This is a genomic window from Noviherbaspirillum sp., from assembly GCF_035944575.1.
Classification (GTDB): Bacteria; Pseudomonadota; Gammaproteobacteria; order Burkholderiales; family Burkholderiaceae_D; genus Noviherbaspirillum.
The window spans coordinates 1-14,954 of sequence record NZ_DASZBA010000190.1 but is presented as its reverse complement, the minus strand read 5'-3'; the positions used below and the strand labels follow the sequence as shown (position 1 = coordinate 14,954).

At 58.5% G+C, this 14,954-nt stretch carries 16 protein-coding genes; 7 read left to right on the top strand and 9 right to left on the bottom strand.

Annotation, left to right across the window (positions count from 1 at the left end):
- Positions 1-45: 45 nt before the first annotated feature.
- The 4 genes from VGU61_RS14195 to VGU61_RS14180 all read right to left on the bottom strand — a co-directional run bounded on the left by VGU61_RS14195 (position 46) and on the right by VGU61_RS14180 (position 3,983).
- Complete coding sequence (locus VGU61_RS14195; protein ID WP_326859798.1) at positions 46-1,308, bottom strand: acyl-CoA dehydrogenase family protein; 1,263 nt, start codon at positions 1,306-1,308, stop codon at positions 46-48.
- 59 nt (positions 1,309-1,367) lie between these two features.
- On the bottom strand, positions 1,368-2,426 hold the full coding sequence (locus tag VGU61_RS14190; protein WP_326859797.1) for a phosphotransferase: 1,059 nt from the start codon (positions 2,424-2,426) through the stop codon (positions 1,368-1,370).
- Positions 2,427-2,502: 76 nt separating this feature from the next.
- Positions 2,503-3,207: a histidine phosphatase family protein gene (locus VGU61_RS14185; protein ID WP_326859796.1), complete on the bottom strand. Its 705-nt coding sequence runs from the start codon at positions 3,205-3,207 to the stop codon at positions 2,503-2,505.
- A complete protein-coding gene (locus VGU61_RS14180) occupies positions 3,204-3,983 on the bottom strand; it encodes an oxepin-CoA hydrolase, alternative type (protein ID WP_326859795.1) in 780 nt (259 codons plus the stop codon). Before VGU61_RS14180 ends, VGU61_RS14185 begins: the two co-directional genes overlap by 4 nt.
- A 248-nt stretch (positions 3,984-4,231) precedes the next feature.
- Here VGU61_RS14180 and VGU61_RS14175 point away from each other — a divergent pair, with 248 nt between their 5' ends.
- Positions 4,232-4,879, top strand: coding sequence for a glutathione S-transferase (locus VGU61_RS14175; protein WP_326859794.1), 648 nt, complete (start codon positions 4,232-4,234; stop codon positions 4,877-4,879).
- A 21-nt stretch (positions 4,880-4,900) separates the two neighbouring features.
- Here VGU61_RS14175 and VGU61_RS14170 read toward each other — a convergent pair whose 3' ends face one another.
- From VGU61_RS14170 to VGU61_RS14160, 3 genes are all read right to left on the bottom strand, one after another.
- Positions 4,901-6,049 (bottom strand): HD-GYP domain-containing protein, encoded by a 1,149-nt coding sequence (locus VGU61_RS14170; RefSeq protein ID WP_326859793.1) that lies wholly within the window; start codon positions 6,047-6,049, stop codon positions 4,901-4,903.
- A gap of 190 nt (positions 6,050-6,239) precedes the next feature.
- Positions 6,240-7,409, bottom strand: coding sequence for a pyridoxal phosphate-dependent aminotransferase (locus VGU61_RS14165; protein WP_326859792.1), 1,170 nt, complete (start codon positions 7,407-7,409; stop codon positions 6,240-6,242).
- A 44-nt stretch (positions 7,410-7,453) separates the two neighbouring features.
- Positions 7,454-7,891: a putative toxin-antitoxin system toxin component, PIN family gene (locus VGU61_RS14160; RefSeq protein WP_326859791.1), complete on the bottom strand. Its 438-nt coding sequence runs from the start codon at positions 7,889-7,891 to the stop codon at positions 7,454-7,456.
- A gap of 30 nt (positions 7,892-7,921) precedes the next feature.
- Here VGU61_RS14160 and yaaA point away from each other — a divergent pair, with 30 nt between their 5' ends.
- Entirely contained in the window at positions 7,922-8,695 is a 774-nt protein-coding gene (gene yaaA / locus VGU61_RS14155) for a peroxide stress protein YaaA (protein ID WP_326859790.1), read from the top strand.
- A gap of 31 nt (positions 8,696-8,726) precedes the next feature.
- Here yaaA and VGU61_RS14150 read toward each other — a convergent pair whose 3' ends face one another.
- Positions 8,727-9,524 carry an outer membrane protein assembly factor BamD gene (locus VGU61_RS14150; protein ID WP_326859789.1) on the bottom strand — a complete coding sequence of 266 codons (798 nt, stop codon included), beginning with the start codon at positions 9,522-9,524 and terminating at the stop codon, positions 8,727-8,729.
- Between the two features lie 155 nt (positions 9,525-9,679).
- Here VGU61_RS14150 and VGU61_RS14145 point away from each other — a divergent pair, with 155 nt between their 5' ends.
- Positions 9,680-10,696, top strand: a complete 1,017-nt coding sequence (locus VGU61_RS14145) for an RluA family pseudouridine synthase (RefSeq protein WP_414691639.1) — start codon at positions 9,680-9,682, stop codon at positions 10,694-10,696.
- Positions 10,697-10,713: 17 nt separating this feature from the next.
- The gene (gene pgeF, locus VGU61_RS14140) at positions 10,714-11,469 is read left to right on the top strand and encodes a peptidoglycan editing factor PgeF (protein ID WP_326859799.1); all 756 of its coding nucleotides are present in this window, start codon (positions 10,714-10,716) and stop codon (positions 11,467-11,469) included.
- A 31-nt stretch (positions 11,470-11,500) separates the two neighbouring features.
- Here the strand turns inward: pgeF and VGU61_RS14135 are convergent, their stop codons facing one another.
- The gene (locus VGU61_RS14135) at positions 11,501-11,746 is read right to left on the bottom strand and encodes a hypothetical protein (protein WP_326859788.1); all 246 of its coding nucleotides are present in this window, start codon (positions 11,744-11,746) and stop codon (positions 11,501-11,503) included.
- 53 nt (positions 11,747-11,799) lie between these two features.
- Between VGU61_RS14135 and phaC the strand changes: the two genes are divergently transcribed.
- From phaC to VGU61_RS14120, 3 genes are all read left to right on the top strand, one after another.
- A complete protein-coding gene (phaC, locus tag VGU61_RS14130; protein ID WP_326859787.1) occupies positions 11,800-13,524 on the top strand; it encodes a class I poly(R)-hydroxyalkanoic acid synthase in 1,725 nt (574 codons plus the stop codon).
- Positions 13,525-13,672: 148 nt separating this feature from the next.
- The gene (gene phaR / locus VGU61_RS14125) at positions 13,673-14,242 is read left to right on the top strand and encodes a polyhydroxyalkanoate synthesis repressor PhaR (RefSeq protein WP_326859786.1); all 570 of its coding nucleotides are present in this window, start codon (positions 13,673-13,675) and stop codon (positions 14,240-14,242) included.
- Positions 14,243-14,343: 101 nt separating this feature from the next.
- A partial coding sequence (locus VGU61_RS14120; protein ID WP_326859785.1) for a radical SAM protein occupies positions 14,344-14,954 on the top strand: 611 nt, incomplete at its 3' end.

Below are 14,954 nucleotides of genomic sequence, written 5' to 3'. Positions count from 1 at the left end.
AGACTACTTGCTTTACGCCGCAGGAGACCCGGCCAGCGGCCTGGATCAGGAGCGTGTGATCGGCAGTTCGAGGTCTTTCGCCGGCACGGCGATGTGCTTCGCCAGTTCGAGCTTGGCGATCGAGTTGCGGTGCACCTCGTCCGGACCATCGGCGATCCGCAGCGTGCGGTTGCCGGCCCATTGATAGGCGAGCGGGAAGTCGTCGCAGACCCCACCGGCGCCATGCGCCTGGATGGCCCAGTCCAGCACCTGCTGCGTCACATTCGGCGCCAGCACCTTGATCATCGCGATCTCTGCCTTCGCATGCTTGTTGCCGACCGTGTCCATCATGTAGGCGGCCTTCAACGTCAGCAGACGGGCGGTGTCGATCATGATGCGTGCGTCCGCGATCCGCTCATGCCAGATGCTTTGCTCGGATACACGCTTGCCGAACGCGATACGCTCGTTGAGCCGCTTGCACATGTATTCCAGTGCACGTTCAGCCACACCGATGGCGCGCATGCAGTGGTGGATACGGCCCGGTCCGAGACGACCCTGCGCGATCTCGAAGCCGCGTCCTTCGCCCAGCAGGATGTTGGATGCCGGTACGCGAACGTTCTCGAACAGAATTTCGCAATGGCCATGCGGCGCGTCGTCGTAGCCGAACACCGGCAGAGGACGCTTGATGGTGATGCCCTTGGTATCGGCAGGTACCAGGATCATCGATTGCTGCGAATGGCGCGGCGCGTCCGGATCGGTTTTGCCCATCAGGATGAAAATCTTGCAGCGCGGATCGCCTGCGCCGGAAATCCACCATTTGTGCCCGTTGATGACGTATTCATCGCCGTCGCGCTGGATGCGGGTGGCGATATTGGTGGCATCGGAGGAAGCCACTGCCGGTTCCGTCATTGCGAATGCGGAGCGGATCTCGCCGCGCAGCAGCGGCTCCAGCCACTGACGCTTGTGCTCCTCGGTGCCGTAACGTTCGATGGTTTCCATGTTGCCGGTGTCCGGCGCGGAACAGTTGAACACCTCCGCACCCCAGGGCACGCGTCCCATGATTTCGCATAACGGTGCGTAGTCGAGGTTAGACAGGCCTTCCGGGGCGCGGGTCGATTTCGGCAGAAACAAGTTCCAGAGTCCGGCCGCGCGTGCCTTCGGTTTCAGATCTTCGATGATGGTGGTGGCAAGCCAGCGATTGCCTTTTTCGACCCCGTTGCGGTCGATTTCCTGCTTGTATGCCTTCTCGTTCGGATAGACATGCTCATCCATGAAAGCCAGCAGCCTTGCCTGCAGTTCCTTGCAGCGGTCCGAGTATTCGAAATCCATGATGTCTCCTTGCCTTTGTGGTCTATGTGAGTAACGTTATGTTGCTGAAGCTGCCAGCCTCATGACGCGCTTGCGTATTTCCAGCCCATTTCCGCCATCGGGCGTGCCGCTTTGCCCGAGGCCAGCGCCTGCTCGCTGGATGCGGTGCCGTCCACATAGCGCTTCATGATGCCTTGCAGGATGCCGGCCATGCGGAACATGTTGTAGGCGAGATAGAAATTGAAATCTTCCTTGCGAATGGTCTTGCCGGTGCGGGCGCAGTACTTCGCGATGTATTCCTCTTCGCTCGGGATGCCGAGCGCCTTGTGGTCGAGTCCGCCGATGCCGCGGAATTGTCCGGGCGGGATATGCCAGCTCATGCAATGGTATGAAAAGTCGGCGAGCGGATGGCCGAGTGTCGACAGTTCCCAATCCAGCACCGCCAGCACGCGCGCTTCGGTTGGGTGAAAAATCATGTTGTCCAGGCGGTAGTCGCCATGCACGATGCTGGTCTCGTCGCCGGGCGGGATGTTATTGGGCAACCATTGAATCAGGTTGTCCATCGCCTCGATCTTCTCCGTTTCGGACGCCTTGTACTGCTTCGTCCAGCGGTCGATCTGGCGGGCGAAGTAATTTCCCTGCTTGCCGTAATCCGCAAGTCCGATGGCGGCATAGTCGATGGTGTGAAGCTGCGAAATGACGCGGTTCATTTCGTCGTAGATGGCGCCACGCTCTTCGTTTGCCATGCCCGGCAGCGACTGATCCCACAGGACCCGGCCGTCGACGAAATCCATGATGTAGAAAGCGCGTCCGATGATCGACTCGTCGATGCACAACGCATACTGGCGTGCCGCCGGAAAACCGGCTTTATGCAGCGCATCCATCACGCGGAATTCGCGGTCGATCGCATGGGCAGATGCAAGGAGCTTGGCTGCTGGTCCGGGCTTGGTGCGCAGTACGTAGCTGCGGCCGTCGGCGCTAAGTTTGAACGTGGGATTGGATTGGCCGCCCTTGAACTGCTCGACCGCCAGTTCACCCGAAAAACCTTCCACATGCTCGCGCATGTATGCCTGCAGTGCGCCGACATCGAATTTCTGGCGGTCCGAAACAGGTCTGGTGCCCATGAATTCTTCGAACATCTTGTCTCCTGAGATAGCGTTATCGGTGCATTCTACATGATGAAAGAGTACGGTCGTACTATTTGGCTCCAGCTCGTCATGCGGCCCGGGACTTGCGATATTGCTCCAACAGGATTTCCATCGTGGTGCTTCGCGATTCGCCCTGCAGGTGCGAAGGGGGTGAAAAATTGACGATCCTTACTACCCAGTCGGCGGGGGCATCGCCGACATCCAATGCGTTGATGCATCCGGCGGTCTGTGCAAGGTTGCCGAGGAACAGGCGCTGGTTGGTCAGCGCATATGACAGGATGACGCGGTTGATGCCGCCATGCAGAACCAGCAGTACCGTGTCCCAGGATTTATCAGCGCGCAGCCGGTCTATGCATGGGTGCACGCGATCGATCAATTCGCCGATACTTTCGCCGCCGAGGAATCGCTTGTGCTCCGGGACCAGTCCGTCGAAGGCGCCAACGAACGCTTCTCTTAAGGCTTCATCGGGAATGGCGGAAAGTTTTCCGCCCCGAAGTTCCTCAAGCTCCGGCCATACTTCCAGCTTGATCTGCTGCCCGGTCTCGGCGAGCACCAGTCCGGCAGTCTCCACGGTGCGCGGCAGGCCGGATACGATCACCTTGTCGAATCGCAGACCTTCCTGGGCGAACACTTTTCCTGCGGCAGTGGCTTGCGAGCGGCCAAGTTCGTTCAGCGGAACTTGCTCGGGAAGGATGGGCTTGCCTGCGGCGTCGAAGTAGGTGACGCTGCCATGGCGCATCAGGTAGATGCGTCGTCTTTTATGTTCGGTCATTTGTATTGCGGCTTTCTCTTTTCCAGGAATGCGTTGATGCCTTCCTGTGCATCGCGATGATGCAGGCTTTCGACGAAGTGGTGTTTCTCCGTTTCGAAGTGCTGCGCGAGCGAGTTGTTTTGTGCATCCTGGGTCAGCGACTTGATGCGCTCCACCGCGTTGGGGGACAAGGCTGCCAGTTCGTCGGCCCAGTTCAGCGCGGTATCGAGAGCGGTGCCGTCGGCGACCACTTTGTTGACGAGGCCAAGTTCATGCAGGCGCGGTGCGCCCACCGGCTTGCCTTCGATAAGAATTTCCGTGGCCAGCTGGCGCGGCAGGGCACGCGACAAAAACCATGAGCCGCCGCCGTCCGGTGTGAGCCCGACCTTCACATAGGCCATGACGAATTTGGCGGACGTGCCGGCGACGATCATGTCGCAGGCCAGCGCCAGCGAGAATCCGGCGCCGGCCGCCGCACCTTCGACGGCGGCGATCACCGGCTTCGGGCAGTCCCGGATGGCTTCAATCCAACCGTGGAGGTTGTTGATGGACTCAGCCTGGACCGACTTTTCCTTCGAGCGGTTTTCGAGCAGGCGATTCAGATTGCCGCCCGCACAGAAAAAATTATCCGCGCCGGTCAGTACGACTGCCCTGATCGAATCGTCGCGCTCTGCGGTCGACAGGGTTTCGACCGCGGCGGCATACATGTCGGGGTGCAGCGCATTCTTTGCGCCGGGATTGGAAAGGGTGAGTATCAGCGTCGCATCACGACGGGAGGCTTGAAGTTCGGCGGACATGGGAGCAGGTATGGATGTCGGAAATAAGGTGCATCAATGAAAATCATGCGGAAGCTCCAGCAGCCTGCGAAATGACCGCAGCGTCTTCAACTGCTGAAATGAATATACTGCCGTCTATTATTGCCCAAATGCGCAAAGCAGGTTTGAGGCCGGCATTGAATTGCATCCTGCGGTAAGCTTTCGCACTCGCGGGCAACAAAATGCCGGTATCCGGCCGGCGGTTAAAATTAATAATCATTGGAGATAACATGCTGAAACTATGCGGCTTTTCCGTAAGCAACTACTACAACAAAGTGAAATTCGCCTTGCTGGAAAAGGGTGTCGATTTCGAAGAAGAGCTGGTGTGGACCGATCGCTCGCCGGCCTTGCTTGCAAGATCGCCGCTAGGGAAAGTCCCGTTCTTCGAGACCGACCAGGGCATCATCCTTGAGTCGCAGGTCATGATGGAATACATCGAAAGCGCCTATCCGCAGAAGCCGCTGATTCCTGTCGATCCGTTTGCGGCGGCGAAAATCCGTGAACTGGTCACGTACATGGAACTGCACCTGGAATTGGTTGCACGGGAGTTGTATCCGGAAGCATTTTTCGGTGGCAAGGTGTCGGACGAGATCAAGACGCGGACGCAGAAGCTCCTGACCCGTAACGCGAAGGCGTTCGCCGGACTAGCCAAGTTCTCGCCCTATGTCGGCGGTTCGGAATTCACGATGGCGGATTGCGCCGCGCTGGTGCATTTGCCGTTGGTAAGCATGGCATCGAAGGCGATTTACGGTGAAGACGTTCTGGCCGATCTGCCGATCCGCGACTACACAAAGATGCTGGGCGAGCGCCCTGCGGCGCAGCGCGTCAATGCAGACCGAAAGGCGAACCAGCAGGAAATGATGGCGCGGCCCAAGTAAAACGGTACCGAGAGCTCCGGGTCACAATGCCGCTTCCTCCCCCCAGAGTTGCTGCAGGCTGAACCGGAGTACGGCCTGCTCGCCGCCGAGCGTCTCCTTTATCGCAAATAGATCCTTGCCGGTATCGCGCTGAATCGGAAACGCCAGCGGCGCACCGCGCGGACCGATCAGCGCATGAACCACCGGCGTTGTCACGGTCTTGCCTTTGCGGGTAACCACGCCGATTTCACCATTCTGCAGCCGCACGAATGTGCCTGGCGGGTAGCTGCCGATTTCACGGATGAAGTACGCTGCCAGCGTCGGATCGCTCGGCTTTCCGGCGCCGAGAAAAACATCGCGCATTGCGGATTGCGGCAGGAGCGGCTTGCGGTATCGGCGGTTGGAAACCGCCGCGCAGTAGCGGTCGGCCAGGGAAACGATCTTGGCGTTCGTACCGATCTCTCCCACCGATTTTCCGAGCGGGTAACCGCTTCCGTCTTCATTCTCATGATGCAGTAGTACGTAGGACAGCCAGGCCGGATCGTTGATGCCGCATTGCATGAGTATGTTGGCGGCTTGCTGGGGATGCTGTCTGATACTTTCCAATTCTCTTTCGGACAGCGGCTCGCTCCGTGCCTGCAGTTCGTCATGCTGTCGAAGCATGCCGATATTCATCGTCAGCGCGGCGGCCATCATCACCAGTGTTTCATCGGGGTCTTTTTGCATGCCCCGAGCAACGATGGCGGTCAGGACCGCCGTATCCAGGCAATGCCGGATCGTGTAATTGTGCGCCTGCTGATTCAGCAGTACGCAGCCAAGCGAAATATCCGGATTGATGTCGATCGCCTGTGCAATCGACCTCGCTATATCAAGAACTTTTTCCTGCGTGTCCGTCTCGTTGGTCAGGTTGAAGAGCAGTCTTTCAAGGCGCTTGTGTGCCAGGTTGATGATGCGTAGCGCGGAAGGGTGAGCCTGTTTCGCCGAATGATCTTCACATTTCCTGTCCCTTGATCGGTCGGCGGCGCTGCCATCGATGAATAAGCCGCGTTTGGCCAGTTCGTCGAACTGGCGCTCGGTGGCGATGACATGTCCTTTGCTTAGCAATAGGCGCTTGCTTTCGTCATACACATCCCATGGGAGCGGTTCGCCGATGACGATGTCTGATACATTGATACGGTAATGATCAAGCATCTTGCCTCCCCCGATTTAGCGGCCGTCCGCTTTCCTCCAGCGGCCTGTTTGAATTTTTGCTTGGGTAATGCGACGTGCCACGCCGGCGCGCCGGTATGACATCTTTAGTCGTGATGCTGCTTCAACGGCACAAATTCGTCGGGACTGAAGGTGGGCGCTTAAAATTTCATCAAATCATCGGCAGAAGGACTTATAAAGTTGCCAATCGTGCAAGGGCCGTTTGCAGTGTTTCATCCTTCTTTGCGAAGCAGAAGCGGACAATGCCCGACTCGCGCGGCTCATTGTAAAACGCCGAAACCGGTATGGCGGCAACGCCGATTTCTCTGGTCAGCCATTGGGCAAATTCGGATTCCGGCATCGATGATATTGCCGAATAGTCAACACATTGGAAGTAAGTACCGTCTGAGGGCAGGAGCTTGAAGCGGGTATTGGCCAGCCCGTCGCGGAACAGGTCGCGCTTGCGCTGATAGAAACCGGCAAGTTCAAGATAAGGAGCGGGATCGGCCATGAACTGCGCGAACGCATGCTGGACCGGTGTATTGACCGTGAAGACGTTGAACTGGTGTACTTTGCGGAATTCGTTGCTGAGTGCCGCCGGCGCGGCGACGTAACCGACCTTCCATCCGGTGACATGGTAGGTTTTGCCGAAGCTGGAAATGACGAATGCCCGGGCAGCGAGTTCCGGGTGACGGCATATGGATTCATGGCGCGCGCCGTCGAACACCATGTGCTCATATACCTCGTCGGAGACGATGAGAATGCCGGTTTCGCGAACGATGTCCGCAAGCGCCTGCAGGTCCGCTTCGCGCAGCACGGAACCCGTCGGGTTGTGCGGGGAGTTGATCATGATCAGGCGGGTTTGGGGTGTCACGGCCGCCGCTACTTTGTTCCAGGGAACGCTGTAGCCACCCGCATCGACCTGCATCTGCACGAACACCGGTTTGCCGCCCGCGAGTTCGATCGCCGGCACATAGCTGTCGTACGCCGGCTCGATCACGATTACTTCATCGCCGAGATGAACACTGCACAATACCGCCGTCAGGATCGCCTGGGTGGCGCCCGCTGTTACGGTGATCTCCGCGGCAGGGTCGTAGTTGCGGCCATACAGGGTTGCGATCTTGCCGGCGATCGCTTGCCGCAATGCCGGCACGCCGGTCATCGGCGGATACTGATTGAAGCCGCTCTTCATTGCCTGTGACACCGCATCGACAAGCGCTGGATCGCAGTCAAAATCCGGGAATCCCTGGCCAAGGTTGACGGCGTTCTTTTCCGCGGCGAGCGCCGACATCACCGTGAATATCGTGGTGCCGACTCGCGGCAATCTGGATTGCAAAGGGAAAGATGCTGTACCGATATTCATGCCTGCAGCTCAAATGATTTGGAAAATCGCATTCTAGCGTCTTGTTACTCTTCAAGTCGCCAGTCTTGCGGCGGCAAAATGCGGAACAGGCCGGCCCGCGCCGTTTTCCGCGCAAGCTTGAGCAGCGCCTTGTCCTTGGTGATCAGGATGCCGGCCTGTTGGGCAAGCGCGGTTTCCAGGAATTTCTGGTCATCCGGATCGCTGCAGAGCGGCAGACGAATACCCGGCGGCACCGCAGTCGTATCTTCGACACAGCGAATCACGGCATCGAACTCGATGGCAGCCTCCGCGCGCGATGATTCGTCCAGCGGAAGGTGTTCGTATTGCAGCACTGCAAGCCATTCCATCCGGCAGTCGGTCCGTGTCACGGCTTCGATTGCGCCGCTACGCAACGCCGCCTCCAACGTCGCCCAGCGCGGATCGCGGAAGACAAACAGGTCCAGACAGACATTCGTGTCGAGCACAACGCGCTTAGGTATCATTACGGAAAATTGTTGTTTGGAAAAAGTGAAATGCTGATTGTTTTGTCGCCCGCCAAGACCCTTGATTACGTAACGCCGCCCGCCACCGACCTTCATACCCGCCCGGATTTCATCGAACACTCCGCGCAGCTGATCGATATCCTGAAAAAGAAAGCGCCCGCCGAGATTGCCAGCCTGATGGGAATTTCCGACGCGCTCGCCGCCCTCAACGCCGATCGTTTCGCCGCCTGGTCGAAACGGCGCTTCACCACCGCGAGCGCGAAACAGGCATTGTTTGCATTCAATGGCGATGTGTACGACGGCCTCGACGCCACCTCCCTGTCCGCTCGGCAGATCGACTATGCTCAATCACACCTGCGCATTCTATCCGGGCTGTATGGCGTCCTGCGTCCGTTGGACCTGATGCAGCCTTACCGGCTGGAGATGGGAACCCGGCTCGACAACCCGCGGGGGAAGGACCTGTATGCGTTCTGGGGTGATCTGGTGACGACGGCTTTGAACGCCGAACTGGAGCAGCAGCCGTCCCAGATACTGGTCAATCTCGCATCGGACGAGTATTTCAAGTCGGTCAAGCCGAAATTGCTCAATGCAAGAATCGTCACGCCGGTATTCGAGGACTGGAAGAACGGAAAATACAAAATCATTTCGTTTTTCGCCAAGCGCGCCCGTGGACTGATGGCGCGCTACGCGATTACGAAAGGGCTCCGGCAGGTCGAAAAGCTGAAGGCGTTCGACAGCGACGGTTACGCGTTCGATGCCGCTGTTTCGACCGAAAATACGTGGGTGTTCCGCCGCAGGTCATGATTGTTGCAAACCGGCTCGCAGCCGGTTTCGCTTACCAGAATTTCCACCAGGGCTCGGATTTCTTCGGGCCGCCGCTGAAGTACACGCTGTTCGGGAAGTTCGTGCGCATCACGCGTTCCGCGTCATCCCGCAATTGCGGCAGCTGCAGCGCATCGTAAGCCTTGACCATGATGAACAGCGCTTCCTCGACAGCCGGGGCCTCCCGGTACTCGGTCACGGCAGCCTGCGCCCGGTTGGCCGCTGCCAGATAGGCGCCGCGCCGCAGGTAATAGTTGGCCACATGCACTTCATATTGCGCCATGGCGTTCACCAGGTAGTTCATGCGGGCGATCGCATCCTTGGTGTATTTGCTGTCGGGAAAACGCTGCGCCAGTTGCTTGAAGGCTTCGAAGGCTTCGCGGGTTGCCTTGGAGTCGCGTTCGCTGGGGTCCTGCCGCGCAAGGAAATTCAGGAAGCTGAGCTGGTCGTTGAAGTTGATCAGCCCGCGCAGGTAGTACATGTAATCGACATTCGGATGATTCGGATGCAGCTTGATGAAACGCTCCACGGCAGCCAGCGCCTGCGGCTGGTCGCCTTGCCGGTAATGCGCATAGGCTATTTCCATCTGTGCCTGTTGCGCATAGGTACCGAAGGGATAGCGCGATTCCAGCTTTTCGAAATGGGAAACCGCCCTTTCGAAGTTCCCGCTCGCCAGCTCGTCACGGGCCTCCGAGTATAATTTCGAGGCCGACCATGTCCGGGTCTCATCGACTTTTTCCTGGGTCAGGCCGCAGGCCGACAAGGAGAGAACGAGCGCAATGGCGGAAATTTTTAACGATTTGATGTGCATGACGTTCGCAAGAATGCTTCTGAACAAGATGCCAGATTATAGCCGATGCTTCTCATGGCTTAGCTATGCGGCTTGCCCTGTATTTTGCGGCGTTGTGCCGGCGGCTTGACCGCCTTTTTTGCGGCCGCAGCCGCCTACCCAACCGAATCCCGATCTTGACCAAGCAAACCATTGAATCCGATATCGACGATATCGATGAGGACGACGTTCCTGACCTGCACGCGCCCGCCCAGCAGGAAGACCAGCCGATCGTCCTGACGCTGTCGGAGGATGCTTGTGGCGTCCGGCTGGATAAAGTCCTGTCGCAGCTGGTGCCGCAGTATTCCCGCAGCCGCATCCAGCAATGGCTGGACGCCGGCCATGTCACGATCGACGGCCAGCCGGCTCGTTCCAAGGTGCTGGTCCTCGGTGACGAGACGGTGGTGATTCATCCGCAAGCCGCGCCGCAGGAGCGCGCGTTCACACCCGAACCGATTCCGCTGTCCATCGTGCACGACGATGCGGCCATCGTCATCATCGACAAACCCGCCGGGCTGGTAGTCCACCCCGCGGCGGGCAACTGGTCCGGCACCTTGCTTAACGGTCTGCTGCACCGCTGGCCGGCACTGTCCGGCGTGCCGCGCGCCGGTATCGTCCACCGGCTGGACAAGGATACGAGCGGCCTGATGGCGGTGGCCAAAACACTGGAGGCCCAGACCGATCTGGTAAGGCAGTTGCAGGCGCGCAGCGTCAAGCGGGAGTATCTGGCCCTGGTTTGGGGAAAACCCCAAGTCGGCGGCAAAATCGAAGCGCCGATCGGACGTCATCCCCGAGATCGCATCAAGATGGCGGTCTCGGACGGTCCCGGCGCCAAGCCGGCCATTACCCATTACGAACGCATCGCCACCGGATCGCTGGATGGCAAGGTCGCCAGCCTGGTCCGCTGCAACCTCGAAACCGGACGGACTCACCAGATTCGTGTGCACATGCAGTCGATAGGCTTTCCGCTGGTAGGCGATTCGCTTTATGGGAAGGCGCATCTGGTTCCGGTATTCGGGCGACAGGCGCTTCACGCCCATCGCCTCGGTCTGCTGCACCCTGCCTCGGGCGATGCATGCGAATGGCGATCCCCGCTTGCCGAAGACTTCGCCGGTTTGCTGGCGCGTGCGGGCATCGAGGGAGAAATTCCTTGAATCCGTCCCGTCCAGGCATGGCTGACCTGATTATCCCGGACTGGGGAGGTGGCGTTCCGCAAATCGGCGCCTTGTCCACGACGCGTCGTGGAGGCGTAAGCCTCGCTCCTTATGATGATGGCGACGGTGGGGGCGGCCTGAATCTAGGGACCCATGTGGGCGACCAGCGGGAACATGTGAGGCAGAACCGGGAGTTGTTGCGGGCCTTGGTGCCGGCGGAGCCGGCCTGGCTGACGCAAGTACATGGCACAACCGTGGTCGATGCCGCATTCGCACTTGATGCCCCGCAGGCTGACGCGAGTGTGGCATCCCGACCCGGCGTGGTGTGCGCAATCCAGACCGCTGACTGTCTGCCTGTACTGTTTTGCGCGCTGAACGGCCGGGCAGTGGGGGCGGCGCATGCAGGCTGGCGTGGCCTCGCCGGAGGCGTGCTCCAGAATACCGTCGCACGCATGCGGTCGCTGGGGGCGGATGAAATCATCGCCTGGCTGGGACCGGCGATCGGGCCCGAATGCTTCGAGGTCGGGACGGATGTATTCGATGCGTTTGTCGCCAGCGATGCCGCGGCAAGCGCGGCTTTCGTCCCGGTGCCGGACAGCCCGGGCAAATATCTTGCCGATATATATGTGTTGGCACGCAGGGCGCTGGGAGCGGCTGGTGTGGGGCGCGTAACGGGTGGCGGCGGATGCACCGTTACCGACAGCGGCAGCTTTTACTCATTTCGGCGAGACCGGACAACCGGCCGGATGGCCTCCTTGATTTGGCTCAAGTAATCGCACTTGATATGCCGGCTCGACTCACAGCTTAAGGATCCGCCTTGTCGGTCGCCGCGTTTGCTCCATCGCCCGCGCCGCCGATCGCTTCCGACTGCTGCTGTTTTTCCTTGGCCAGCCGGTTGCGTTTGCGCTGTGGAGTCCCCAATAAGTATAGAATGACCGAGAGTGGCAGGACGCCATAGAGCAGGAAAGTCATGATGCCGGCAACGACGGTTCGCTCCGTGATCGACATCATGAACACGACGTACATCCATGCAATGGCGACGATATACATAGCATCCAATTCCCAGACAAACCGTAACCATACGCGAAAATAGAGAGCCAGGCATGAATACCTTCTTCCCTCAATCCGCTCCTTCCGAATGGATGGCCCAGTTCACTGGTCCCGGCGCATGGCAGGCATGGCTTAACCAGCCGCAGCCCGATATCAAGCCGATGCTTTCGACGATGAGTGAACTCGGCGCCAGTATCGAACCGGATGTCATGTCGAAACTGCAGAACGATTACATGCAGCAATTGTCTGCCCTCTGGCAGGACGTGCTTGCATCGAAACCGCCAGCTATCGCCGACCGCCGCTTCGCAGCGCCGGAATGGCAGTCGAACGCCCTGTATGCCTTCAATGCCGCCGTATATCTGCTGAATGCGCGCTTCCTGATGGCGATGGCCGATGCGGTCAAGGCGACACCGAAAGCCAAGCAAAAAATCCGCTTTGCGGTGCAACAGATCGTCGATGCCATGTCGCCCGCCAATTTTCTGGTCACCAATCCCGAGGCCCAGCAGAAGATTATCGAAACGAAGGGTGAAAGCCTGACGAAGGGCATCGCGCATATGCTGGCCGATATGCAGAAAGGGCAGATATCGCAAACGGATGAAACGGCCTTCGAAGTCGGCAAGAACGTCGCGACCACCGAAGGGGCGGTCGTGTTTGAAAATGCGCTGTTCCAGTTGCTGCAATACAAGCCATTGACGAAGACAGTGTATGAGCGGCCCTTGCTGATGGTGCCGCCTTGCATCAACAAGTACTACATCCTTGATCTGCAACCGGAGAACTCGCTGGTCCGCCATGCCGTCGAGCAGGGCCATACGGTTTTTCTGGTTTCCTGGCGCAATCCCGATGCATCGATGGGCAAGACGACCTGGGACGAATACATCCAGGATGGCGTAATGAAGTCGATCGAGGTGACACAGGCGATTTCGGGCAGTGACCAGATCAACGCTCTGGGGTTCTGCGTCGGCGGAACCTTGCTGTCCACCGCGCTGGCATTGCTTTATGCCCACGGCGAAAAACCGGTAGCCAGCCTCACCCTGCTCACTACCTTGCTCGATTTTTCCGATCCCGGCGTGATCGAGGTATTCATCGACGAAGCCCAGGTTGCAATGCGCGAGCAGACGATCGGGCAGGGCGGCTTGATGCCGGGGCGGGATTTTACCTCGGCTTTCTCCAGCCTTCGGCCGAACGACCTGGTATGGAACTACGTCAAGGCGAATTACCTGAAAGGTGAGGAGCCGCCGCCCTTCGATCTGCTTTACTGGAATGCGGACAGCACCAATCTGCCCGGGCCGATGTTCTGCTTCTACCTGCGCAATATGTACCTTGAAAACAAGTTGAAGGATCCTGGCAAGGTAAAGGTCGCAGGCGAGAAAGTGGATCTGTCGAAAATCGACACCCCCACTTTCATCTACGGCTCCCGGGAGGACCATATCGTTCCCTGGACTGCCGGCTACGCGTCCGTCGGGCTCCTGAATCCCAAGAAGCGCACGCGCAACCGTTTCGTGCTCGGCGCTTCGGGGCATATCGCAGGGGTCATCAATCCGCCGGCCAAGAAAAAACGCAGCTATTGGACCAACGACCAGGTGCCGGCCACTGCCGACGAATGGATGAAAGGTGCGCAGGAACATCCCGGCAGCTGGTGGCCGGAATGGGTTGCCTTCCTGAGCGAGCATGCGGGCAAGAAGGTGAATGCACCACGCAAGCTCGGCAATGCGGAGTACAAGCCGATCGAGCCGGCGCCGGGGCGGTATGTGAAGGCAAAGGCGGAGCAGGGCAAGTAATTGACGTGTGCCGGCATTGCGTGGGCGCAATAATGCGGTGCCGGATGCACGTATCGCAGTTTTTTCAAACTATAATGAAGGCGTTATCCGAACGATTGTTCGTTTTTGCGACTTGACTGCGTAGCTACGCAACACAATGGGATTTTCGATGAATAGTGCAAAAAAGATTTCCGAGCGCTTGATCAAGAAGTATCCGAATCGCCGTCTTTACGACACGCAGACGAGTTCCTACATCACGCTCTCCGATGTCAAGCAACTGGTACTCGACAGCGAGGACTTTACCGTTATCGATGCGAAGACCGATGAGGACCTGACACGCAGCATCCTGCTGCAGATCATCCTGGAGGAAGAGTCGAACGGCACGCCGATGTTTTCGAGCAGCGCCCTGTCGCAGATCATCCGTTATTACGGACATGCGATGCAGGGCATGATGGGTTCCTACCTCGAAAAGAATATCCAGGCTTTTATCGACATTCAAAACAAGCTGGCGGAAAGCTCCAAGGGATTCTATGAGGGCAAGCCCTTCAGCCCCGAGATGTGGACGCAGTTCATGAATGTGCAGGGGCCGATGATGCAGGGCATGATGAGCAACTACATCGAACAGAGCAAGACGCTGTTCATCCAGATGCAGGAGCAGATGCAGAGTCAGACCAAGAACATGTTCGGCACCTTCCCGTTTCCCGGCGCGCCGTCGAACAACGACAAGCCGAAAGGCTAGGGCCGGATCCACGGATGGTGTGGCCTGATTGCGCCGATCCGGTCGGGAGGCGGTACAGGTGAAGAGGGTACAATAGCGGATTCGCTTTGTACCCTTTTTCTATGTCTCACGATAATCAAACAGCACCAAAAGTCGGCTTTGTTTCTCTTGGTTGCCCCAAGGCGCTGGTCGACTCCGAGCAGATCCTCACCCAGTTGCGCGCCGAGGGTTATCAGACCGCCAAATCCTATGACGGGGCCGACCTGGTGATCGTCAATACCTGCGGTTTCATCGATGCCGCGGTTCAGGAATCCCTCGACGCGATCGGCGAAGCCCTAAGCGAAAACGGCAAGGTCATCGTCACCGGTTGCCTGGGGGCAAAAAAGGATGCGGCAGGCAATGACATCATCCAGAGCGTGCATCCCAAGGTGCTCGAGGTAACCGGCCCGCATGCGGTCGGCGAAGTCATGATGGCAGTGCATAAGCATCTGCCCAAGCCGCACGAGCCTTTCATTGATCTGGTCCCCGCCCAAGGCATCAAGCTGACGCCGAAACATTTTGCCTATCTGAAAATATCCGAAGGCTGCAACCATCGATGCAGTTTCTGCATCATTCCATCGATGCGCGGCGACCTCGTTTCGCGGCCGATCGCGGATGTGATGCTGGAAGCGGAAAACCTGTTCAAGGCCGGCGTCAAGGAATTGCTGGTGATCTCCCAGGACACCAGCGCCTA